This is a genomic window from Bacillus sp. SJZ110 (assembly GCF_006715455.1).
Lineage (GTDB): Bacteria > Bacillota > Bacilli > Bacillales > Bacillaceae > Bacillus > Bacillus subtilis.
Window position 1 is genome coordinate 183,431 of sequence record NZ_VFNF01000001.1, and the last position, 20,625, is coordinate 204,055.

The window sequence follows — 20,625 nt, forward strand, 5'->3', positions numbered from 1 at the left end:
GCTTACGCTTCTTGGCCAACAGTTTCGTCTTCAATGCCAAGTTCTTGTTTGATCCAGTCATAACCTTCTGCTTCAAGACGCTGTGCAAGCTCTGCACCGCCGGATTTTACAACGCGGCCTTGCATCATAACGTGAACAACATCCGGAGTGATGTAGTTTAACAGGCGCTGATAGTGAGTGATCATCAGGCAGCCGAAGCTTTCGCTGCGCATTTTGTTGATCCCTTTTGATACAACTTTCAAAGCGTCAATATCAAGACCTGAGTCAATTTCATCAAGGATGGCGATTTTCGGTTCAATCATCATTAATTGAAGGATTTCATTGCGTTTTTTCTCCCCGCCTGAGAAGCCTTCGTTAAGATAGCGCTGAGCCATTTCAGGGTCCATTTCAAGGAACTCCATGTTTTCGTCCATTTTGCGGATGAATTTCATGAGAGAAATTTCATCGCCTTCTTCTCTGCGCGCGTTGATTGCTGAGCGAAGGAAGTCGGCATTTGTCACACCGCTGATTTCACTTGGGTACTGCATCGCAAGGAATAAGCCTGCCTGCGCACGCTCGTCCACTTCCATCTCCAGTACATCTTTGCCGTCAAGCGTGATGCTGCCTTTTGTTACTTCATATTTAGGATGCCCCATAATAGCAGCTGATAATGTGGATTTACCAGTTCCATTCGGGCCCATTACTGCGTGGAATTCTCCACCTTTTATTTCAAGGTTTACACCCTTTAAGATCTCTTTCCCTTCGATTTCAACGTGAAGATCTTTGATCGTTAATGTTGAAGCAGCCATATCTATACCTCCAAAAATATATAATCATTATTCTCATTTTATTCTCATTCTAATTTTATAACAAATGAAAAGTAAATACAACTTTTTATCGTGCCTTGCACATTCCTCAAGTTTAACAAAGATCAGCACTTTATTAAAGCGATTGAAAAAGAAAAAGAGTGGATTCCCACCCTTTTTTAAAAGATTGATTTTCTCAATAAGCTCCCGCAGAAATCCGCTTGCTTTTTTCGTAATCAAGCTCTCTCTGCCGCTCTACTTTCATTCTTGTTTCCAGCCGGCGTCCATATTCCTCGTATCCAATTCCGTGTGACAGCTGCATCGCTTTTTCCATTTCTGACGTATAATCGAGGTTCAGTCTGTCCTGGCTGCTGCAAATAATGAATCAATCCCTTCATATATTTGCTTTTTATTGTACCAGTGCTGCGTTGGATGCCGCAAAAACGATTTGGCGTGAAATAGCGGCAGATGAGACGAAAGCATCCTTTCAGAACAAATGAGAATGGTTTTTCGGAATATTCCTTCTCTTAATGCGTGGTGTTTCCGAATTCCTCAATGCACTGTTGAACAACTGTCACGCCTTGGCTGAAAGCTGCGCCGCCTCCAAATGCCGCTGCCACACTGACGGCTTCGAGAATGTTTTCTTCTGTCGCTCCCTGATCGAGACAGCCTTTTGTATGATAGATCATGCAATATTCGTCCTGAGCATTGATGGCAATTCCGAGGGCGATCAGCTGTTTTTCTCTTTCAGTCAGAGAATTCCCGGCAAAGCACTGTTCAGTAAATTCGTTAAATTTCCTTCCCATCAGCGGCATCTTTTGTTCAAATGTACCTAAACCATGTTTATATTGTTTTAACGCGTCCTGCATGCTTCCTCTGTCTTGATTCAAAGAAAATCCCTCCATCTGTTTAACATTCCTTTTTATTATGAACAGCTTTTAGGAAAATACGCGAAAAAAACCCCGGATTTCTCATCCGGGGTTTCAGCCTTATTCAGATACAGGAAGCACAGCTCCGTCGTATTTTTTCTCGATGAAGTCTTTGATCTTTTTAGAGTGAAGAACTTCCATCAGCGCTTTGATTTTTGCAGAATCTTCTTCGTCTTTTCTTACTGCGATGATGTTAGCGTATGGGTTGTTTTTCGTTGATTCTACTTCAATTGCATCTTTTTTAGGATTTAATTTATTTTGGATCGCATAGTTTACATTGATGAAGGCCGCGTCTCCTTCTTTGTTTTCATATGCTTTTGCCGTTAATTCAGGCGCCACTTTTTTGAATTCAAGGTTTTTCGGGTTTTTCTTAATGTCTTTCAGTGTTGCGTCAATTGTTTCTACCTTAGAATCAAGAGTGATTAATCCAGCGTTTTCAAGCATTGCAAGCATACGTCCTTGTTCAGCAACGTTGTTTGTCAGAATGATTGTCGCACCGTCTGGAAGGTCTTTCAGTGATTTGTATGTTTTAGAGTAAATACCGAATGGCTCTAAGTGAACTGCGCCGGCATTCACAAGTTTGTAATCTGTGTTTTCTTTCATTTCTTGCTCAAGGTAAGGAATGTGCTGGAAGTAGTTCGCGTCCACTTCTTTATCAGCTAAAGCTTTATTGTACATTTTGTAATCACTAAGCACTTTCACTTTCAGCGTATAGCCTTTTTCTTTCAGCAATGGTTCAGCTTCTTTTAAAATTTCCGCATGCGGTGTTTTTGTTGCCGCAACGACAATTTCTTTCTTGCCAGATTCAGCGCCGTTATTCGAACCGCAGGCAGACATGACTCCTGCAAATACAAGCAGTAATGCACCCAAAAATAGCTTTTTCAATGTAAATCCTCCCTTATCGTTTGTCTATAATATTTGTTATTAGATCACCGATGATTTGAATAATAAACACGATGATTAAAATAAACACAGTAGCAACGAAGGTAACATCAGCGTTATTAGACTGATATCCTTCTACGTACGCAAGGTTTCCAAGGCCTCCTGAACCAATGGCTCCGGCAATTGCCGTTGAGCCGATCAAAGCGATGGCAGTAACCGTAATGCCAGAAATAAGAGCAGGCATTGATTCCGGAATCAGCACTTTGAAAATAATCGTAGACGTTTTCGCGCCCATTGATTTAGCGGCTTCAATCACACCTTTATCCACCTCACGCAGCGCGATTTCAACAAGGCGCGCATAAAATGGTGCCGAGCCGATTACCAGCGCCGGCAATGCGGCGTTTGGCCCTAAGATCGTGCCGACTAAAAATTTCGTAAAACCTAATAGTAAAATAATTAAAATAAGGAACGGAATCGATCTGAATATGTTAACAACGGCCGCAATCACAGAGTTGACCGCTTTATTCTGCCAGAGGCTTCCTTTGCTCGTCAGAAAGAGCAGCAAGCCGAGGATGACCCCGATGACAAAAGCAAACAGTAAAGAAATCAGCGTCATATAAAGTGTTTCATATGTCGCGTTCCATAATTCAGTTAAATCAACGTTCGGGAAGTATTTTTCAAACATTCGTGATCACCTCTGCTTTCACCTGTTTGTCATTAATGAAACGGATCACGTTTTGCACTTCTTCCTCGTCCCCGTCAATGTGGATGAACAGTGAACCGTAAGCCCCATCCTTCGTCTGCGAAATTTTCCCTTGCAGAATATTGACGCTGACATTGAAGTTTCTGATCATCTCTGTAATCAGAGGCTGTTCAGCTGACTCACCGACAAATGTGAGCTGAACCATTTTTCCTGATGCTGTATCATCAAGAAGGTGCTGAAGCGTCTCTTTCGTTTCTTCCGGCTCTGTCACCTGCTGAACAAATCGTTTTGTCATTTGTTCCTTTGGATTTTTGAAGACATCGAGAACCTCGCCTTCTTCGACCACCTTGCCGTTTTCCATGACGGCGACTCTGTTGCAGATTTTGCGGATGACATGCATTTCGTGCGTAATCAGCACAATCGTCAAACCGAGTCTTTCATTAATATCGGACAATAGATCCAGAATTGAATCTGTCGTTTGCGGATCTAATGCTGATGTCGCTTCGTCACAAAGGAGAACCTTCGGATTGTTTGCAAGCGCTCTGGCAATTCCCACACGCTGCTTCTGACCGCCGCTCAGCTGAGACGGATAAGATTTTTCTTTTCCTTCTAAACCTACCAGTTTAATCAGTTCATTGGCGCGCTTGATCCGCTCGCTCTTTTTCACTCCGGCAATTTCCAAAGGAAACATGATATTATCTCTGACAGTCCGCGACCAAAGCAAATTGAAATGCTGGAAAATCATACTGATCTCATGGCGTGCTTTTCTTAAACCGCGTCCATTTACTTCATTAATCTTGGTTCCCGCCACTTCCACGGTTCCTGAGGTTGGTTTCTCAAGGCCGTTCAGCAGACGGATTAAGGAACTCTTACCAGCTCCGCTATATCCTATAATTCCAAAAATCTCACCTTTTTTAATGGAAAGCGAGACGTTTTGGACAGCATTGACATCTCCATGTTTCGACTTGTAAACTTTTGAAACATCCTGAAGATTGATCAAAGCAATCACCTGCCTTAACACTATTCTAAGAAATCTTCCGGTTTTTTCTGCAAAAGAAAAGCCTTTCTGCACACTTGAGCAGAAAGGCTTATATAAAATGCCTTTCTCTCATCTTTCAAAGCTGAACGCTTCGTGTGAATTGGCACCATTTCAACAGCGTTGATGGTTGCCGGGCTTCATAGGGCACTTCCCTCCACCTCTCTTGATAAGAGAAATATATAGTCTTTTTCGTCCGGAAATTCTTAATGTAGAATAGCACGGCGAATGATTAAATGTCAATAAAATAAATGATGTCAACTTTTACTATTATAATAATTTATTATTTTTTAATTTTTTAAAATCCTCTGAAAAAACCCATTTGTCAGCCAGAGAATGGCTTCCAGTTTTAACAGGGCCCTGAATGACCCCTTTACTTTGAGGCTTCCGCTCTGAATGAGGTGCTGCAGGGAAATGTCTCCGTGCAATAAATCAATAATTTCCGTTTGGTTTCCGTAAAAGGTCAGGTTGGACGTTTGGGGCGGAGAAACTTTTTTCATTTCTCCCTGTTCGTTTATTGAGACGGTTAAGGCTTCTGCTTCTCCTTGGAAGGTAATGAGCAATGTTGAGGCATTCAAAAGGGGTTTTAAAAACAGATGCTGATACTCATCCTCTAAAACTTCCGCTTTCTCCATATGTACAACCTCCTATTTGTTGGTCATACATACACATTTCTCTCTTTGTCGCAAGAACCCCTTTATAAAACGAACGACAATTTCATTGGATATGCTGAGAAATATGTCATAAATGGGATGCGGAAGATGATTTTTGTTTGATCAGCTCATATAAATAAGAAACGGAATGAAATGCATATCCTCTTTCTACCACCTTTCCGCCTTTAAACAGTAGAAAACAAGGGACGCTTTCAATTTGATACGCTTTTGCGAATGTCGGAGAGTAATTGACATTGTTTTGATAGAAGGCGACATCCGGCAGCATTTCTTTCACCACTGTCAGCATTTTGCTTGCAAGCTGGCAGGTGCCGCAAAACGGAGTATATAAATATAGAAGGTACACATCATCTTCAATGTGATCAAGTTCGTGTTCTTGGAGTTCTTTCATGCTATACACCTCGGGACTTTCTTTCAAGAAAAATAGTATGGACATTCAGATTCGCACGCAGCAATACAGAGGCGACATGGTGCCTGGGCGCAGCCGCTACTTCCTTATAGGCTCTGTCGATATGGAGATGGCAGGCTTCATTAAATTCACGCTTCAGCTGTTTTCTCAATTTCTCACCTGATTCATCAGCATCAACTAATATATAGACGTCTTTATCATAAAGCTCGTCAGCCAATTCCTCGAGCCTCAGCTGGCTGATTGTTCCGTTTGTGCAGATAATGCGCACCGGTTCATTCAGGACGCTTTCGATTTTCTCTTTATCTGATTTCCCCTCGACAATCATAACCTTTTCCAGCTCATCCATCTTCATCTTGTTCACCTGCCGCGTCAAATTTGAAACGTTCAGATTGTAAAAGAAGGCAGTGAAATTCACCGCCAACATTAACACCAGCCGTTTTCGTAGTCACAATCTACATATTTTGCGTCGTCTCCAGAGACCACATCGGCTGTCTTATAAAATTTCTCATTTTCAAAGGAATAACCGGACTTAAGCTCATATTCATTCATGCTTGTCATTTGGCCGATCATCTCATTATCATGATATAACGAGAGCCGGCCATTTTGAAAGCGGCCTGTCACGTCATTGGTGACATCGAGCTTTTGTTTGTCGAAAGCCATATTGGACACCTCCCATAACGTTAGCGTGTCCAATTGCTTTTACGGCTATCCTGTTTTAGTCTTCTTGTGTCATCTCTTCGTATTGCTCTGCTGTCATCAGTTTTTCAATTTCAGAAGCGTCAGATGGCTCAACGACGATCATCCATGCTTTTTCGTACGGAGATTCGTTGACGAATTCCGGACTGTCATCAAGATCTTCGTTTACTTCCACAACCGTTCCGTTAATCGGTGCATAAAGCTCAGATACCGTTTTAACGGATTCAACACTGCCGAATGGCTCGTCCGCTTTGATTTCAGCGCCCACTTCAGGAAGTTCGACAAACACGATGTCGCCTAGTTCGGACTGGGCAAAATGCGTAATTCCGATTCTGGCTTTTTCTCCTTCAACTTTTACCCACTCGTGTTCTCCTGAGTAACGCAAATCTTTTGGTATGCTCAATTGAATCCCTCCATTTTTTACAGCACTACAATAAGAAGATACCACACTTTTCAAAAAAAATTTACATTAAGCCCAGTTTTCTTCAAATTGGTCTTCTTTAAATCCGACAGTCACTTTTTCGCCGTCTGTTGTAAGCGGGCGTTTGATCAGCATACCATCTGAAGCCAGCAGCTCGAGCTGTTCGTCCTCTGACATGTGATACAGCTTTTCCTTGAGATTGAGTTCGCGGTATTTCATGCCGCTCGTGTTGAAAAATTTCTTGAGATCCAGCCCGCTTTTTTCATAAAGCGCTTTTAATTCTTCTTTGCTTGGCGGCTGCTCAGCAATATGTATTTCGTTTATTTCTTTTCCATGCTCTTCAAGCCACTTCTTTGCTTTGCGGCACGTTCCGCATTTAGGGTACCAGTAAAAAGTTAACGACATCTTCTTCCCCCTCAATAAAATAATCGAGGTTATTTTAACACAGTTTGTTTTAAAAACCTAAAACAGTGCTTCTTAAAAAAGAGCTCCGCGCATGCGGAGCTCATGGCCAATCAGACAATATATTTCTCAGCCTCAAAAATGCCTGCCGCCGCCTCGCGTTTTTTCTGAATCACGTTTTTAGGCGTTACGCGTGTCAGCTTGCGCAGAGCGGAAAGCATCATGCGGAGTGAATCTCCTTCTTCCATTGCGATAAGGGATTCCTTCGCATGCGCTTCAATTTCGTTAAAGGCCTCTTGAACGAAAATTTCTGTGTACAGCACCTTTTGCGCTGCTTTTTCAGCGCCTTGTGCGGCAATGGCCTTTTCCGTTCTGAGCACGGCTGATTCCATTGCGTATACATTGCTGACGATATCCGCTACGTTCACGAGAATTTCTTGCTCACGATCGATCGCTTTTCCGTATTTTTGCGCGGCTAGGCCGGCAGCAAACAACGCAATTTTTTTGGCTTGCTTGACGATATATTTCTCCTGCTCTAAGACGCCGCTTCCAGGCTCTTCAGGCATAAGCATCATGAGTTCTTCCTGCAGTGACTGTGCTTTTTCAAATAGAGGCAGTTCGCCTTTAAGCGCTTTTTTCAGGAAGGTGCTTGGCACGATTAACCGGTTGATTTCGTTTGTGCCTTCAAAAATCCGATTGATCCTTGAATCCCTATAGGCCCTTTCTACTTCGTACTCCTGCATAAAGCCGTAGCCTCCATGAATCTGCACGCCTTCATCAACGATATAATCAAGCGTTTCAGAGCCGAATACCTTATTCAGAGAGCATTCGATGGCGTATTCCGCAATCGATTTGGCGATTTGCCGGCCGTCCTTGAGATCTTCGGCCGTGAACTGGCTCATATTGTCTTCAAACAGCCCGACGGTTCTGTATACAGAGCTTTCCATCGCATACAGCCTTGAGGCCATTGTCCCGATTTTTTCCTGTGTTAATGAAAAACCAGCAATCGGCGTTTTAAATTGGCGGCGCTGATTTGCGTATGCCGCAGACAGCTCGATGACGCGTTTAGATGCGCCGATTGTGCCAACCGCCAGTTTGTAACGGCCGATGTTTAAAATATTAAAGGCGATGACATGCCCTTTGCCGATTTCTCCGAGCAGGTTTTCCTTTGGCACTTCAGCTTGATCCAGAATGAGAGTTCTTGTCGATGATCCCTTGATTCCCATTTTCTTTTCTTCCGGTCCCGTGGAGACACCCGGGAACTCTTTTTCTACAATAAAGGCTGAAAACTTGTCGCCGTCTACCTTAGCGTAAACCACAAATACATCGGCAAAAGCAGAGTTGGTAATCCACTGTTTTTCCCCTGTTAATACATAATGGGTTCCTGCTTCATTCAGCACAGCTGTTGTTTTTGCTCCACGTGCATCAGACCCAGAGCCAGGCTCAGTCAGAGCATAAGCGGCGATCTTTTCGCCTGAAGCGAGTCCAGGCAAATATTTTTTCTTTTGTTCTTCTGACCCGAAAAAGACGATCGGCAAGGAACCGATACCGACATGCGCGCCATAAGAAAGAGAAAAGCTTCCCGCACGCGAAAATTTCTCAGTGATGAGTGCCGAGCTGATTTTATCTAGGCCGAGTCCTCCGTATTCTTCCGGCACATCGGCGCCAAGCAGCCCTAGTTCGCCCGCTTTCTTCAACAGTCTGACAGAATGCTCGAATTGGTGGTTTTCGATATCATCTATATGAGGGAGAACATCTTGCTCGATGTAATCCTCCGTTGTTTTCGCAATCATTTTATGCTCGTCAGTGAAATCCTCCGGTGTATACATTTGATCGTATGTGACATCCTCGATTAAAAATCCGCCGCCTTTTTGTACTTCAGCCGCTTTTTTTGCCATTTGTTTTTCCCCCTTTAGCATAATTCAAATACACCGGCCGCTCCCATCCCGCCGCCGATGCACATGGTCACGACTCCAAATTGCTCGTTTCTCCGTTTCATTTCATGGATGAGTGAGAGTGTAAGCTTTGTGCCCGTACAGCCAAGCGGGTGTCCAAGCGCGATTGCGCCCCCGTTGACATTCACTTTTTCTTCATCAATTCCCAATTCCCTGATTACTTGAATGGCCTGTGAGGCAAAAGCTTCATTCAGTTCAAACAAGCCGATGTCCTGCAGCTGAAGTCCGGCAAGCTTCAAAGCGCGCGGAATTGCTTCCACCGGTCCGATTCCCATCACTTCCGGCGGCACGCCGCCTACGGCAAAGGAGCGGAATTTCACAAGCGGCGCCAGGCCAAGAGCATCGGCTTTTTCCCGGTCCATCAGCATGACAGCCGCCGCTCCGTCACTTGTCTGCGAAGAATTGCCCGCAGTCACCGTCCCGTCAACGGAAAAGGCCGGGCGCAATGTCGATAAGATGTCTGCAGTCGTTTGCCGGCGAACACCTTCATCCTGAGAAAACACAAACTGTTTTTCCATAGGCTTATGGTCTTCTCCGATTTCTGTCACCGTCACTTCGACGGGTACAATTTCATCTTTAAATTTTCCTTCTGCAAGGGCTTTAGCGGCGTTTTGATGGCTGCGAACGGCAAACGCGTCTTGATCCTCACGGGAGACGCCGTATTTTTTCGCGACTTGCTCGGCTGTGTGCCCCATGCTCATATAATATTCCGGTGCCTTTTCTGCCAAAGCAAGGTTCGGACGGGTAACATGCCCCATCATCGGAACTTGCGACATGGATTCCGCTCCGCCGGCGATCGCTGTATCGTAGGCGCCCAGCATAATTTTTTCTGCTGCATATGCAATAGACTGAAGGCCTGAAGAGCAATAGCGGTTAACTGTAATCGCCGGAACCGTGTACGGCAGGCCCGCGAGCGCACCGATATTTCTCGCCATATTAAGCCCCTGCTCCGCTTCAGGCGTTGCACAGCCAATAATCAAATCGTCAATATTGCCTTCGTAACCGCCTGCCCGTTTCAGTGTCTCTTTTACACAAATCGCTCCCAAATCATCCGGGCGAACGGTGGCCAACGATCCTTTTTTTGCTTTTCCAACCGGTGTTCTTGCACCTGATACAATGACTGCCTCTTTCATAAGCTCCCTCCTAATTCCGTAAAGGTTTACCTTTCACAAGCATATGCTGCATTCTCGCTTGAGATTTTGCCTCTCCTGCCAAACTCAAAAACGCTTCTCTTTCGATCTCCAATAAATACTCTTCATCAACCTCTGTACCAAACGGCACTTTTCCGCCCGCAATGACATAAGCGAGTTTTTTCGCGATCTTAAAATCATGCTCAGATATATAGCCGGACAGCTTCATCTGCTCAGCGCCAAGCAAGAGTGCCGCATAACCGGTTTCTCCCGGCACCTTGACCTTTTCTTTTACAGGCGGCCGCCAGCCGGTATCGTATAAAGATGCGGCCAGCTGCTTCGCATCGTATAACAGGTGGTCTTGATTCACGCTGATGTGATCCGTTTCTTTTAAAATGTTCATCTCACGAGCCTCTTGGGCGGAAGCGGACACTTTCGCCATCGCGATTGTTTCAAATGTTTTCATTGCCGCATTCATCGGATCATGGCCGCGGCGAAGATGGTTGATGTACAGCTCTTTGTTACCTCCTCCGCCAGGGATGAGGCCGACACCGGATTCCACAAGTCCCATATAGGCTTCGCTTGCCGCTTGAATGCGCGCCGCCGGCAGGCATGCTTCCGTTCCTCCGCCGAGCGTCATGCCAAATGGCGCGGCGACGACCGGTTTCGCACTGTATTTGATCTTCATCATCGTCTCCTGAAAACGGCGGATCACAAAATCAACTTCCAAAAAGTTGTCGTCTTGGACTTCCATTAAGATCATGGCGAGATTCGCGCCGACGCAGAAATTTTTACCTTGATTGCCGATGACAAGCCCCTTGTAATTCCGTTCTGTTTCCTCTAATCCTTTGTGGATCATTTGAATGATATCGAGGCCGATCGCATTGCTTTTCGAATGAAATTCAAGAAGGGCCACATCATCTCCAAGATCAATTAAGCTTGCTCCGCTGTTTTTCGCAATCACGCCTTTTGTTTCTTTAAGTGCTTGTAAATGAATTCGTTTTTTGTTTTCTTTCACGGCTCTGTATTCGCCGCGGTCATAATAAAATACCGTTCCGTTCTCTTTGATGTAGAAGGTTTCATTTCCTTTGTCCAGCATCTCTTTTATCCAGCCAGGCATATCTGCTCCAAGCTGCTCAAGCTTTTCCGCTGACTGCTTGAGGCCGATGGCATCCCACATTTCAAAAGGGCCCAGTTCCCAGCCGAATCCCCACTTCATGGCTTGGTCAATCGCATGAATATCATCGGCAATCTCGCCAAGCAGCTCGGCTGAGTAAAGCAGGGTTTGAGAAGTGATATTCCACAGCAAACGGCCGGCCCTGTCATCCGAATAAATAAGCGCTTTCATTTTGGCTTTTGTCCCTTTTGCCTGTTTTGCCGCTTCAAGTGCCGGTGATTTCATTTTTGTCCGCTCGCCGTAAGTAAGCGTCACTGGGTCAAGCTCATAAATCGTTTTTCCTTCTTTTTTATAAAAGCCTTGGCCGGCCTTGCTTCCGATCCACCCTTTTTCCAGCATATCGTTCATGAAGCTTGGAAGGCGAAACACTTCTTTTTCATCGCCATCAGCTTTGTCATACACATTTCGGGCAACGTGGGCGAATGTATCGAGACCGACCACATCAAGCGTTCTAAAGGTAGCGCTTTTCGGCCTGCCGATCAGCGGTCCTGTGATCGAATCAACCTCCCCGACCTGATAACCGCCTTTCAGCATTTCTTGGACTGTCACGAGAAGCCCGTAAGTCCCGATGCGGTTTGCGATAAAGTTCGGTGTGTCCTTTGCTGTAACAACGCCTTTCCCGAGGACATTTTCTCCGAAAGCTGTCATAAACTTTAAAATATCAGGATCCGTTTCCTTAATCGGAATGATCTCTAGCAGCTTTAAATAGCGTGCGGGATTAAAAAAATGCGTTCCGAGAAAATGGGCTTTAAAATCATCCGACCGGCCTTCAGCCATTTCCTGCACTGATATGCCGGATGTGTTGCTTGAGACGATGCTTCCAGTCTTTCGATGTTCATCCACAAGAGCGAAAATTTTCTTTTTGACTTCAAGGTTTTCGACAACGACCTCAATAATCCAATCTGCTTCTTTCAGTTTTTCTGCATCATCCTCCAGATTGCCAGGTGTAATATAGGAGGTATTTTTCGCTGATGTGAGGGGAGCGGGCTTTTGTTTCAGCAGTTTTTTCATCGCCTGCCGGCTCAGCCTGCTGCGCACCTCCGGACTGTCCTTCGTCAGCCCCCTTTTTTCCTCTTCCTTTGTCAAATCGTTCGGCACAATATCTAGCAGCAGGACAGGAATTCCGATGTTAGCCAAATGCGCCGCAATCCCGGAACCCATTACCCCCGATCCTAAAACGGCTGCCTTCCGAATGTGTTTGTGCATGAGATATCCCCCTTGAACATTGAATGAATAGTCATTCATTTTTTGACTAAAAAAAATGAAACCCGTTTCTTCTTTCATCTTAAAAGATTTCCGGTTCGACTTCAATAGCTAATTTGTTATTTTTTTGTATGAAGCCTATAAAAGTCGGGCAACTTAAGCCCGGAGGTGAAGGGAATGGTACGAGAGAAAAAAAATCCGTCTTCAGCGGCAGTCAGCGCGGCGAGCGTAAAGGGAGATGCCGGTCCGACTCAGCATTACGGCGGCGGAAAACGGACAAGTCAAAATCAGCAGTATAAAAAACATAACATGGAACAATCATAATGCAGCTGCTTCCCGCGGCTGCTTTCACTTTTTCAAAATTCCTTTTAACACAAACGCTGCATTGGCAGGCCGTTCGGCAATTCTTCTCATAAAGTAGCTGAACCAGTCCGTTCCATATGGGACATACACACGCATTCTGTAGCCTTCCTTGGCGAGTTCCTTCTGACGCTCCGGCCTGATGCCGTATAGCATTTGAAACTCAAATTGCGACGCGGGGATTTGATGTTCGGCGACGAGCTGTTTCGTAAATGCAATGATGTCATCGTCATGTGTGGCGACAGCCGTGTAGTTCCCGCTTAACAACTGCAGCTTTATTAAGCTCTGAAAATGAAGGTCCGTTCCTCTTTTGTCGGGAAACGCTACGGCCGCAGATTCTTTATAAGCGCCTTTTACAAGTCTGAGATTCGGCTTTAAGTCCCGCATCTTTCTGATATCTTCTGCCGCCCGGTACAGATACGCCTGAATGACCGTGCCGAGCTTCTCAAATTCCTGTTTGCATTGCCTGTAAATAGAAAGTGTCTGTTCATAATGGGAATAGTCTTCCATATCAATGGTAACAGCAACATCATATTGCTTCGCAACGGAAAGAATGGCGCGCAAATGAGTAAGAGCAAGTTCTTCTGAAAGATCGAGCCCGATTGAGGTCAGCTTAAGTGAAAGCTCTGAGTCCAATTGATGTTCGGCAATGGCTTGAATGGCTTTCTTGCATTCCTCTGCGACTTGGTTTGCTTCTTTTTCCGAAGCTGCATACTCGCCTAAATAATCAATTGTTGCACACAAACCGGATCTGTTTAGCCTTTTGACGGTCTTAACCGCCGATTCAATCGTATCCCCTGCGACAAACCTTCGTGCTCCAAGCCGCGTTCCGTATGCTTTTGCGAACTTGGTAAGTGTTTTATTTTGAGATAAGAATAAAAACACATGTCTCAACATCCGACTCCCTCCCGCCGTCATCTTCAAAACCCTGTATATAACTCCCAGTCTGAAGGAAACTATAAAATGAACAGAAACCAAAGGAGGATCACAATGGATAATCAGCAGCAATCTCAAATGCCGCCTTCCGTTATTTCGACAAAGGATCATTTGTATCTCAATGACATGCTGAACTGGAATTTGCTCGCGATGAAAAAAGCGCATTTCATGGCGCAGCAGTGCCAGGATCAAACGTTAAAGCAAGAACTCGACCGCGTCGGACACATGCATCATGATCACTACCAAAGAATATTAAAACATCTGCAGCCAGGCCAGCAGCAGTCCGGCTACATCCAATAAGGAGGCGCCAGAATGAATCAGCAAAATCAAAAAATCAGCAACCCGCAGACACCTGTACCGACAACATCGGAAATGAATGACAGAGATTTCGTCAACGAATTGCTGACAACTGAAAAATACATGACAACAGCTTATTGCACTGCCTTGCACGAATTCAGCCACGAGTCTCTTTATCAGGATATTCAATCCATTTTTGATGAGTCACAAAAAGCGCAAAGAAAACTATATGATCTCATGTTCCAATATGGATGGTATTCTGTTGAAGCGGAGGATGCACAAAAGCTGCAGCAGTCCTATCAAAAATTCCAGCAGACCATTCAGCAGCAGTCTCCTTATCAGCAATAACAACATTAGTAAAAAGGATACGATGTTCTATCGGGCATCTATCCTTTTTTTGTGTAAAATCAGTTGACTTTTCATTTACGCTTATTTATATTTAATAAGCATTAACTATTTTGTCATTAAAATATATATACAGTGTATGTAACAGAGGGGAAATGAATATGAAGAGTGCGGATCAGTTAATGTCCGATATTCAATTATCGCTTCAGGCGCTCTTTCAAAAGATACAGCCTGAAATGCTGGAAAGCATGGAGAAACAAGGTGTCACCCCAGCGCAGCTGTTTGTGCTGGCCAGCCTAAAGAAACACGGCAGCCTCAAAATTTCTGAAATTGCCGAGCGTATGGAGGTGAAGCCAAGCGCGGTGACGCTGATGGCAGATCGCCTTGAACAAAAAAATCTTATCGCCAGAACACACAACACAAAAGACAGGCGAGTGATTGATCTCAGTCTTACTGACGAAGGAGACAGAAAGTTCGAGGAGGTTTTGGCAGGCAGAAAGGCCATTATGGCGCGCTACCTTTCCTTTTTGACGGAGGAGGAAATGCTGCAGGCGGCGCATATTACTGCAAAGCTCGCACAAGCAGCAGAAACGGATGAAAAGCAAAACATGAAAAGAGGAAACGGATGAAAATGAGTAAAGAAGGCAAACAATCAAAACGAACGTTATTAATAACAGGCTTAATTATTGCCATGTTTTTTTCAGCCCTTGACGGTACTATTGTCGGAACGGCCATGCCGAAAATTGTCGGTGATCTGGGCGGTTTGAGCATGATGACCTGGCTGACAACGGCATATTTGTTAACATCAACAACCATTGTTCCAATTGCCGGTAAACTGGCTGATTTATTGGGACGCCGCATTGTCTATGTATCAGGTTTAATTATTTTCATGGCAGCTTCTGCTTTGTGCGGAATGGCCAACAACATGACGGAATTGATTATCTTCCGTGGACTGCAGGGAATCGGCGGAGGCATCATGATGCCGATGGCGATGATTGTCATCGGTGACTTGTTCACAGGAAAACAGCGTGCTAAATTCCAAGGTGTCTTTGGCGCAATTTACGGGCTGGCTTCAGTGATTGGGCCGCAAATCGGCGGCTGGATTGTAGACTCGTTAAACTGGAAATGGGTTTTCTATATTAACCTGCCAGTCGGAATTATTGCGGTTATTTTTATTGCCAGGGGATTACAGGGACGCCAGCAGACTGGGCCGATCAACTTCGATATCGCTGGTATTTTCACAATGATTGTGGGTGTGGTCAGCCTCCTGCTCGCCTTAAGCTTTGGCGGAAAAGATTATGCATGGGATTCATGGCAGATTCTTGGGTTGTTCGCTCTCGCACTGATCGGCATTGTCAGCTTTATCATCGTAGAATCAAAAGCAAAAGAGCCAATCCTGCCAATGTATTTATTTAAAAACAGAACATTTACATTTCTAAACTTGATCGGCTTCTTTATGAGTATCGGTATGTTTGGCGCCATTACGTTTGTTCCTTTCTTTATGCAAGGAATTGTCGGTGTAAGTGCGTCTGAATCGGGTACAATTATGACACCGATGATGATTTCTATGATTATCACAAGTATCATCGGCGGACAGCTTGTTTATAAAATCGGGATTAAACCGCAAATCATTGCAGGCATGCTGGTTATGGCCGGCGGATTCCTGCTGTTAACGACATTGGATCTCGACACGAGCAAGCTTGTCGCTACATCTTTTATGGCGATTATTGGTCTGGGAATGGGTCTTGTTATGCCGATTCTGACATTGGCTTTACAGGAAAGCTTTTCGAAGGAGGAGCTTGGAGTTGTCACTTCATCCAGCCAATTCTTCCGTTCTATCGGCGGAACATTCGGCATTACCATGCTGGGAGCCGTAATGAATGCGAGATCAGGAAATCTATTAACAGATAAATTGGTTCCATATTTAGACTCTCTTCCGGCACAGGCAAGCTCGTTTGCCGCCCAGCTAAAGGGTATGATTGATACAAATCCGCAAGGGCTGCTGCAATCACTGTTCAGTCCGGACGCGGTCAAACAAATCCCTGCGGCTTTCTCATCCCATATTGTGCCGATTTTAAAAACATCGTTGATGGATTCGCTCCACAGCGTGTTTTATACGGGCCTGATCTTTATCGCAGTCGGAGCCGTATTCACCTTGTTCTTAAAACCTATCAAGCTATCAAATAAGAAAGCGGAAGACCAACAAGAAAAAGAGAAGGCGGCAAAAGCCGTTGAATCACCTTCCCATTAATAGAGCACCCCGCGGGTATCAATCCGCGGGGTTTTTTATTCAATCATCTGGGCTCTTCCATTTCCGAAAGACCAATCCTCAGCCTGATTTCCGGCCAGCATGATAAACACATCTTCTTTTCTGACACCAAGCTCGGAATGAATCCGGCTCGCGATTGAGCGGTAAAGTGCTTTTTTCTGTTCAGTTGTTCTTGACTGTTTCAGTGTAAAATGAATGTATATCAGTTCATCAGTACGCTCGACTTGGAGATAAAATGGATCATAAAAAAATTCGCTTTTTTCATATTGTCTGATGACTTGAAAATAGTCATCTTCCGGCACATTGATTTCTTCAATCATCGATTGGTGGACAGTCCTGCTCAGTTTTTGAAGCCACGCTTCGCTTCTTCCCGACCGTAAATGAATCTGTACAAATGGCATCTCCCTGCACCCCTTTCTTTACAGCGTCTGTCCGCTGTCAATTGTGATAATTTGGCCTGTGAGTGATTCCTGTTCAATTAGTGAACAAATCAATTTGGCAACATCATCTGGTTCAGCAATACACTGCAGCGGCAAAGAGCCGATCATGCTTTTCATTTTTTCTTCCCGGCCAGCCCACCATCTCGTTGCCACAGCTCCTGGTGCTACACCGCTCACTCTGATTTCAGGCGCTAAGGCGTGGGCCAATGATTTCGTTAAACCGTGCACCGCCGATTTTGATACTGCATAAGGCATAGATGAGCCGGCACCAGTTACCCCTGCGATGCTGCCGACGTTTACGATCGCCCCGGCCTTGCTTTTCTTCATGAACGGAGCCACTGCCCGCGCGCAGAAAAACATCCCTTTCACATTGACGGCATACAGCTCATCCCATATGTCTTCTGTCGCAGCCTCAAGATTATCCATTGGAATATGCCGTGTAATGCTGGCATTGTTGACTAAAATATCAATCGGGCCGTATGTTTTCACGATTGATTGAACCATATCCTGCACGTCGCTGTTTTTGGATACATCTGCTTGGATGGCGAAGGCTTGCCCGCCAGCTTTTCGAATCTTTTCCACTGTTTCCTCCGCTTCTGATTGCGAGCGTGAATAATTCACCGCCACAATCGCCCCGCGCTTTGCCAATTCCATACTGGCTGCTTTTCCGATTCCTGTGCCGCCCCCCGTTACGAGAGCTATTTTGTTCAAGACATTCATTGCCGCCACTCCTTACTGTTGACTAAAGTATATTTCTGATTCCATTGTAATCCAGCTTTGATGTTACGTATAATGATTGTTAAAGATACTAGATATCACTTAGATTGATAGCAAACGAACGGAGGAGTTCAAAATGGAAAGCGGAGATTTACGTGTGTTTCAAATGGTAGCTCGTGAAGGAACCATTACGAAAGCAGCCCTGCAGCTTGGCTATGTACAATCGAATGTCACGGCCAGAATTCAGCAATTGGAAGCTGAGCTGGGTACCACACTGTTTTTGCGCCATAATCGGGGCATGACACTTTCTGCAAGCGGAAAATTGCTGCTGGACTACGCAAATAAAATTATCGGCCTGCTTGATGAAGCGTCTAAAGCGCTCTCATCCTCCGCAGAACCAAGCGGGCCGCTTATGATCGGCTCCACTCAGACAACCGCCGCGGTAAGGCTTCCAAAGCTCCTGGCATCTTATTATGAAGAACATCCAAACGTCCAGCTATCTTTAACAACAGGACATACGCAATTTCTCCTTGATAAAGTTCTTCGTTATGAATTGGATGGCGCGTTTATCGGATGCGAATGCCATCATCCTGAGCTCGAATCCTATCCTGCGTTTGAAGAAGAACCAGTAGTTGTTTCGGCTGCCTCCGTGCCCGATGTTGAGGAAGCCATCACAAAGCCGATTCTCGTTTACAGCACAGGCTGTTCGTATCGAGAAACACTTGAAAAATGGCTGCGTTCCGTCGGTGTCACACAGCCGGTCATTATGGAATTTGGGACGCTTGAAGCAATTATCGGCGGAGTTACAGCAGGTCTTGGCATCTCGTTGCTGCCAAGAACGGTTGTGCAGAAACATGAAGCAGAAGGATCAATTCGATTGTACCCGCTGCCTGAAGCGCTCAGCCAGATGAAAACAGAGTTTATTGTTCGAAAAGATTCGTTTATCAGCAGCGCGCTGAGAACCTTTATGGATTCCTTTACGCCAGATAAAACGGCTGAATCACAAAAAAGCAGTCTGCAATAATGAACAGACTGCTTTTTGGCTATTGTTTGTTTCGATGCGCTTCATTTAATTCCTTAATATGCTGAATGATCTCTTTAATGCCCTGCTTTGCATCAGGGTATGTCGCATTCCAATGCTTAGCGAGCGGAGGCATGCTTTTGGCTATATGGGTGTACAAAATCCATTGCTTCACTTCTTCTTTTAGCTCATCGTTTGTCTCACCAAGCAGAAGCTCAGTATACTTCTCCAGCAATCCATCCAGCTGCTCCTGAAGTTTTTGTTCCATTTGCCATCTTCCTTTCGAAAAAACAGCAAGGAGCTTTCTCAATTGAAAGCTCCTTCGCTGCGTTATTTATCCATGCGATGTGAAAGCCGCTTCCTGGACAATGCATCTGCCCCTGCCATGAGGAATGCAAAGAGGCGTTCCGAAGAGCGGGTCCTGTGTAACCTGACAGTTCATAGAAAATACATTTTGCACAAGATCACAAGTGATGACCTCTTCCGGACGGCCTTCTGCATAAATCCGTTTATCTTTTATGGCCACAAGATGATGCGCATAGCGGCACGCCAAGTTTAAGTCATGGAGTACCATAACAATCGTCCGGCCTTCCTTTTCATTCAGCTCAAACAGCAAATCAAGAATTTCAATTTGATGCGTCATGTCTAAATACGTCGTCGGCTCGTCAAGAAGGATGATATCCGTTTCCTGGGCAAGCGTCATCGCAATCCAAGCCCGCTGGCGCTGTCCGCCTGACAAAGAATCAACGGCGCGGTCAGCCATGTCCTCAAGCTTTGTTGCTTTAAGCGCTCTTTCAACTGCTTCCTCATCCTCTTTTGACCACTGCTTCAGCCAGTTTTGGTAAGGATATCTTCCTTGCTTCACCAGCTGATGCACCGTCAGCCCCTCAGGAGCCGAAGGACCTTGAGGCAGGATTGCGAGCTCTTTTGCGACTTCCTTCGTCGGAAGCTTGGCAATCGCTCTTCCTTCCAGCAGCACTGAACCGCCTCTCGGCTTCATCAGGCGCGCTAATGAACGTAAAAGTGTCGATTTTCCGCAGCCATTGCTGCCAATAAATACGGTAATTTCACCTTTGGGAATTGTTAAATTCAACTCATCAATAATAACGGCATCCCCGTATCCTAAGCTCAGCGTTTCTGTAGAAATTGCACTCATACCCATAACCGCTCCTTTTTGCTGGCTTTTTAGCAGCACTATGTATTGCACGTTTTCTATATACATGCTTTTAAGTCAATTATCATCAATGCAAGTGATTCCGATATTCAGCCATTTGATATGGTCATATATCCCTCATTGTAGCAGAAAACACTGACTTTGAAAATCATTTTCAATTAGTTTTATGGACATAATTGACGTTTATGGGTTTTTTATCACAAGATTACTTCTTGATTTCTCTGATGGAGCCGTCCTTCAGCTTCAATTTTAAATCGATATGATCATAATGACTGTCCAGATTAAATGCTGCCAGCACACTGTGTATCACTTCTGTTTCAGCCATTTGGTCTGTTACGGAAAGCTCGCTCAAAATCATTTTCATCTCATCCAATGCTTCTTCTCCCTCCTGATTGACACCGGAGAGCTTATCCTGTATTTCCGCTTTTTCCTGAGTTCCGTTCTTTGTATAGATTCCTTCATAACGGTTATGCTCACCATCCCCGTAGCTCACACGAAGCGAAAAATTACTGTAGGGAACGGACTTCAGCTGGGTGACGGCTGTATTTTCTCCTTCTGCCTGCTGCTGGTCTTCATTGAAACGGCAGCCCGCAATCAGAACCACTGCGAGACATACAGCCCCGGCTGCTCTGATCAAATGCATATGTTTCCCCCCTGTAGGATTCCA

At 45.0% G+C, this 20,625-nt stretch carries 27 protein-coding genes and 1 riboswitch; of the genes, 6 read left to right on the forward strand and 21 right to left on the reverse strand.

Going from position 1 to position 20,625, the window contains the following annotated elements; genetic code table 11:
• Window positions 1-2: 2 nt before the first annotated feature.
• The 15 genes from sufC to FB592_RS01000 form a co-directional block, all read right to left on the reverse strand.
• On the reverse strand, window positions 3-788 hold the full coding sequence (gene sufC / locus FB592_RS00925) for a Fe-S cluster assembly ATPase SufC (protein ID WP_014477918.1): 786 nt from the start codon (window positions 786-788) through the stop codon (window positions 3-5).
• Between the two features lie 193 nt (window positions 789-981).
• Complete coding sequence (locus FB592_RS00935; RefSeq protein ID WP_003228600.1) at window positions 982-1,119, reverse strand: YuzK family famiily protein; 138 nt, start codon at window positions 1,117-1,119, stop codon at window positions 982-984.
• A 193-nt stretch (window positions 1,120-1,312) separates the two neighbouring features.
• A complete protein-coding gene (locus tag FB592_RS00940; RefSeq protein ID WP_014477920.1) occupies window positions 1,313-1,690 on the reverse strand; it encodes a carboxymuconolactone decarboxylase family protein in 378 nt (125 codons plus the stop codon).
• An 84-nt stretch (window positions 1,691-1,774) separates the two neighbouring features.
• Entirely contained in the window at window positions 1,775-2,599 is an 825-nt protein-coding gene (metQ, locus tag FB592_RS00945; protein WP_141949165.1) for a methionine ABC transporter substrate-binding lipoprotein MetQ, read from the reverse strand.
• Between the two features lie 13 nt (window positions 2,600-2,612).
• Window positions 2,613-3,281, reverse strand: a complete 669-nt coding sequence (gene metP, locus FB592_RS00950) for a methionine ABC transporter permease MetP (protein ID WP_003228593.1) — start codon at window positions 3,279-3,281, stop codon at window positions 2,613-2,615.
• The gene (metN, locus tag FB592_RS00955) at window positions 3,274-4,299 is read right to left on the reverse strand and encodes a methionine ABC transporter ATP-binding protein MetN (protein ID WP_003242531.1); all 1,026 of its coding nucleotides are present in this window, start codon (window positions 4,297-4,299) and stop codon (window positions 3,274-3,276) included. The genes metP and metN overlap by 8 nt, the downstream gene beginning before the upstream one ends.
• A 105-nt stretch (window positions 4,300-4,404) precedes the next feature.
• Window positions 4,405-4,511: riboswitch (SAM riboswitch) on the reverse strand.
• A gap of 114 nt (window positions 4,512-4,625) precedes the next feature.
• Window positions 4,626-4,970: an SCP2 sterol-binding domain-containing protein gene (locus FB592_RS00960; RefSeq protein ID WP_003228587.1), complete on the reverse strand. Its 345-nt coding sequence runs from the start codon at window positions 4,968-4,970 to the stop codon at window positions 4,626-4,628.
• Between the two features lie 106 nt (window positions 4,971-5,076).
• A complete protein-coding gene (locus FB592_RS00965) occupies window positions 5,077-5,397 on the reverse strand; it encodes a thioredoxin family protein (protein WP_014480792.1) in 321 nt (106 codons plus the stop codon).
• Between the two features lies 1 nt (window position 5,398).
• On the reverse strand, window positions 5,399-5,761 hold the full coding sequence (locus FB592_RS00970; protein ID WP_015483668.1) for a toprim domain-containing protein: 363 nt from the start codon (window positions 5,759-5,761) through the stop codon (window positions 5,399-5,401).
• A 77-nt stretch (window positions 5,762-5,838) separates the two neighbouring features.
• Window positions 5,839-6,075 (reverse strand): YusG family protein, encoded by a 237-nt coding sequence (locus tag FB592_RS00975; RefSeq protein WP_003228581.1) that lies wholly within the window; start codon window positions 6,073-6,075, stop codon window positions 5,839-5,841.
• Between the two features lie 55 nt (window positions 6,076-6,130).
• Window positions 6,131-6,514 (reverse strand): glycine cleavage system protein GcvH, encoded by a 384-nt coding sequence (gene gcvH / locus FB592_RS00980; protein ID WP_003222781.1) that lies wholly within the window; start codon window positions 6,512-6,514, stop codon window positions 6,131-6,133.
• Window positions 6,515-6,580: 66 nt separating this feature from the next.
• On the reverse strand, window positions 6,581-6,937 hold the full coding sequence (locus FB592_RS00985) for an arsenate reductase family protein (protein WP_003222779.1): 357 nt from the start codon (window positions 6,935-6,937) through the stop codon (window positions 6,581-6,583).
• Window positions 6,938-7,047: 110 nt separating this feature from the next.
• On the reverse strand, window positions 7,048-8,832 hold the full coding sequence (gene fadE, locus FB592_RS00990) for an acyl-CoA dehydrogenase FadE (RefSeq protein ID WP_141949166.1): 1,785 nt from the start codon (window positions 8,830-8,832) through the stop codon (window positions 7,048-7,050).
• 14 nt (window positions 8,833-8,846) lie between these two features.
• Entirely contained in the window at window positions 8,847-10,022 is a 1,176-nt protein-coding gene (locus tag FB592_RS00995; RefSeq protein ID WP_141949167.1) for an acetyl-CoA C-acetyltransferase, read from the reverse strand.
• Window positions 10,023-10,032: 10 nt separating this feature from the next.
• The gene (locus FB592_RS01000; protein ID WP_128740715.1) at window positions 10,033-12,402 is read right to left on the reverse strand and encodes a 3-hydroxyacyl-CoA dehydrogenase/enoyl-CoA hydratase family protein; all 2,370 of its coding nucleotides are present in this window, start codon (window positions 12,400-12,402) and stop codon (window positions 10,033-10,035) included.
• Window positions 12,403-12,576: 174 nt separating this feature from the next.
• Here FB592_RS01000 and FB592_RS01005 point away from each other — a divergent pair, with 174 nt between their 5' ends.
• A complete protein-coding gene (locus FB592_RS01005) occupies window positions 12,577-12,723 on the forward strand; it encodes a YuzL family protein (protein WP_003240817.1) in 147 nt (48 codons plus the stop codon).
• A 24-nt stretch (window positions 12,724-12,747) separates the two neighbouring features.
• Here the strand turns inward: FB592_RS01005 and FB592_RS01010 are convergent, their stop codons facing one another.
• The gene (locus tag FB592_RS01010) at window positions 12,748-13,656 is read right to left on the reverse strand and encodes a proline dehydrogenase family protein (RefSeq protein WP_032722491.1); all 909 of its coding nucleotides are present in this window, start codon (window positions 13,654-13,656) and stop codon (window positions 12,748-12,750) included.
• 93 nt (window positions 13,657-13,749) lie between these two features.
• On the opposite strand from FB592_RS01010, the gene FB592_RS01015 reads away from it, so the two are divergent.
• The 4 genes from FB592_RS01015 to mdtP all read left to right on the forward strand — a co-directional run bounded on the left by FB592_RS01015 (window position 13,750) and on the right by mdtP (window position 16,588).
• Window positions 13,750-13,995, forward strand: coding sequence for a hypothetical protein (locus FB592_RS01015; RefSeq protein WP_003228567.1), 246 nt, complete (start codon window positions 13,750-13,752; stop codon window positions 13,993-13,995).
• A gap of 12 nt (window positions 13,996-14,007) precedes the next feature.
• On the forward strand, window positions 14,008-14,340 hold the full coding sequence (locus tag FB592_RS01020) for a spore coat protein (protein ID WP_003222766.1): 333 nt from the start codon (window positions 14,008-14,010) through the stop codon (window positions 14,338-14,340).
• A gap of 158 nt (window positions 14,341-14,498) precedes the next feature.
• Window positions 14,499-14,966, forward strand: a complete 468-nt coding sequence (gene mdtR, locus FB592_RS01025) for a MarR family transcriptional regulator MdtR (RefSeq protein ID WP_014480800.1) — start codon at window positions 14,499-14,501, stop codon at window positions 14,964-14,966.
• Complete coding sequence (gene mdtP, locus FB592_RS01030; protein ID WP_021480565.1) at window positions 14,963-16,588, forward strand: multidrug efflux MFS transporter MdtP; 1,626 nt, start codon at window positions 14,963-14,965, stop codon at window positions 16,586-16,588. The genes mdtR and mdtP overlap by 4 nt, the downstream gene beginning before the upstream one ends.
• A gap of 35 nt (window positions 16,589-16,623) precedes the next feature.
• Here mdtP and FB592_RS01035 read toward each other — a convergent pair whose 3' ends face one another.
• Together FB592_RS01035 and FB592_RS01040 are read right to left on the reverse strand one after the other, a co-directional pair.
• Window positions 16,624-17,007, reverse strand: coding sequence for a tautomerase family protein (locus FB592_RS01035; protein WP_015251261.1), 384 nt, complete (start codon window positions 17,005-17,007; stop codon window positions 16,624-16,626).
• An 18-nt stretch (window positions 17,008-17,025) separates the two neighbouring features.
• Window positions 17,026-17,766, reverse strand: coding sequence for an SDR family NAD(P)-dependent oxidoreductase (locus FB592_RS01040; protein WP_021480566.1), 741 nt, complete (start codon window positions 17,764-17,766; stop codon window positions 17,026-17,028).
• 133 nt (window positions 17,767-17,899) lie between these two features.
• On the opposite strand from FB592_RS01040, the gene FB592_RS01045 reads away from it, so the two are divergent.
• The gene (locus FB592_RS01045; protein WP_021480567.1) at window positions 17,900-18,787 is read left to right on the forward strand and encodes a LysR family transcriptional regulator; all 888 of its coding nucleotides are present in this window, start codon (window positions 17,900-17,902) and stop codon (window positions 18,785-18,787) included.
• A 19-nt stretch (window positions 18,788-18,806) separates the two neighbouring features.
• On the opposite strand, the gene FB592_RS01050 is transcribed toward FB592_RS01045, so the two are convergent.
• From FB592_RS01050 to FB592_RS01060, 3 genes are all read right to left on the reverse strand, one after another.
• Window positions 18,807-19,094, reverse strand: a complete 288-nt coding sequence (locus tag FB592_RS01050; protein ID WP_021480568.1) for a YusU family protein — start codon at window positions 19,092-19,094, stop codon at window positions 18,807-18,809.
• A 24-nt stretch (window positions 19,095-19,118) separates the two neighbouring features.
• Window positions 19,119-19,946 (reverse strand): ABC transporter ATP-binding protein, encoded by an 828-nt coding sequence (locus tag FB592_RS01055; protein WP_080265401.1) that lies wholly within the window; start codon window positions 19,944-19,946, stop codon window positions 19,119-19,121.
• 217 nt (window positions 19,947-20,163) lie between these two features.
• Window positions 20,164-20,601, reverse strand: coding sequence for a YusW family protein (locus tag FB592_RS01060; RefSeq protein ID WP_014477935.1), 438 nt, complete (start codon window positions 20,599-20,601; stop codon window positions 20,164-20,166).
• Between the last annotated feature and the right edge of the window lie 24 nt (window positions 20,602-20,625).

Bases quoted from the DNA above. Each gene is read 5' to 3' on its own strand.
- sufC (WP_014477918.1), bottom strand. From the start codon at position 788: ATGGCTGCTTCAACATTAACGATCAAAGATCTTCACGTTGAAATCGAA.
- FB592_RS00935 (WP_003228600.1), bottom strand. From the start codon at position 1,119: ATGGAAAAAGCGATGCAGCTGTCACACGGAATTGGATACGAGGAATAT.
- FB592_RS00940 (WP_014477920.1), bottom strand. From the start codon at position 1,690: ATGGAGGGATTTTCTTTGAATCAAGACAGAGGAAGCATGCAGGACGCG.
- metP (WP_003228593.1), bottom strand. From the start codon at position 3,281: ATGTTTGAAAAATACTTCCCGAACGTTGATTTAACTGAATTATGGAAC.
- FB592_RS00960 (WP_003228587.1), bottom strand. From the start codon at position 4,970: ATGGAGAAAGCGGAAGTTTTAGAGGATGAGTATCAGCATCTGTTTTTA.
- FB592_RS00965 (WP_014480792.1), bottom strand. From the start codon at position 5,397: ATGAAAGAACTCCAAGAACACGAACTTGATCACATTGAAGATGATGTG.
- FB592_RS00970 (WP_015483668.1), bottom strand. From the start codon at position 5,761: ATGGATGAGCTGGAAAAGGTTATGATTGTCGAGGGGAAATCAGATAAA.
- FB592_RS00975 (WP_003228581.1), bottom strand. From the start codon at position 6,075: ATGGCTTTCGACAAACAAAAGCTCGATGTCACCAATGACGTGACAGGC.
- FB592_RS00985 (WP_003222779.1), bottom strand. From the start codon at position 6,937: ATGTCGTTAACTTTTTACTGGTACCCTAAATGCGGAACGTGCCGCAAA.
- fadE (WP_141949166.1), bottom strand. From the start codon at position 8,832: ATGGCAAAAAAAGCGGCTGAAGTACAAAAAGGCGGCGGATTTTTAATC.
- FB592_RS00995 (WP_141949167.1), bottom strand. From the start codon at position 10,022: ATGAAAGAGGCAGTCATTGTATCAGGTGCAAGAACACCGGTTGGAAAA.
- FB592_RS01000 (WP_128740715.1), bottom strand. From the start codon at position 12,402: ATGCACAAACACATTCGGAAGGCAGCCGTTTTAGGATCGGGGGTAATG.
- FB592_RS01005 (WP_003240817.1), top strand. From the start codon at position 12,577: ATGGTACGAGAGAAAAAAAATCCGTCTTCAGCGGCAGTCAGCGCGGCG.
- FB592_RS01010 (WP_032722491.1), bottom strand. From the start codon at position 13,656: ATGTTGAGACATGTGTTTTTATTCTTATCTCAAAATAAAACACTTACC.
- FB592_RS01015 (WP_003228567.1), top strand. From the start codon at position 13,750: ATGGATAATCAGCAGCAATCTCAAATGCCGCCTTCCGTTATTTCGACA.
- FB592_RS01020 (WP_003222766.1), top strand. From the start codon at position 14,008: ATGAATCAGCAAAATCAAAAAATCAGCAACCCGCAGACACCTGTACCG.
- mdtR (WP_014480800.1), top strand. From the start codon at position 14,499: ATGAAGAGTGCGGATCAGTTAATGTCCGATATTCAATTATCGCTTCAG.
- mdtP (WP_021480565.1), top strand. From the start codon at position 14,963: ATGAAAATGAGTAAAGAAGGCAAACAATCAAAACGAACGTTATTAATA.
- FB592_RS01035 (WP_015251261.1), bottom strand. From the start codon at position 17,007: ATGCCATTTGTACAGATTCATTTACGGTCGGGAAGAAGCGAAGCGTGG.
- FB592_RS01040 (WP_021480566.1), bottom strand. From the start codon at position 17,766: ATGAATGTCTTGAACAAAATAGCTCTCGTAACGGGGGGCGGCACAGGA.
- FB592_RS01045 (WP_021480567.1), top strand. From the start codon at position 17,900: ATGGAAAGCGGAGATTTACGTGTGTTTCAAATGGTAGCTCGTGAAGGA.
- FB592_RS01055 (WP_080265401.1), bottom strand. From the start codon at position 19,946: ATGGGTATGAGTGCAATTTCTACAGAAACGCTGAGCTTAGGATACGGG.
- FB592_RS01060 (WP_014477935.1), bottom strand. From the start codon at position 20,601: ATGCATTTGATCAGAGCAGCCGGGGCTGTATGTCTCGCAGTGGTTCTG.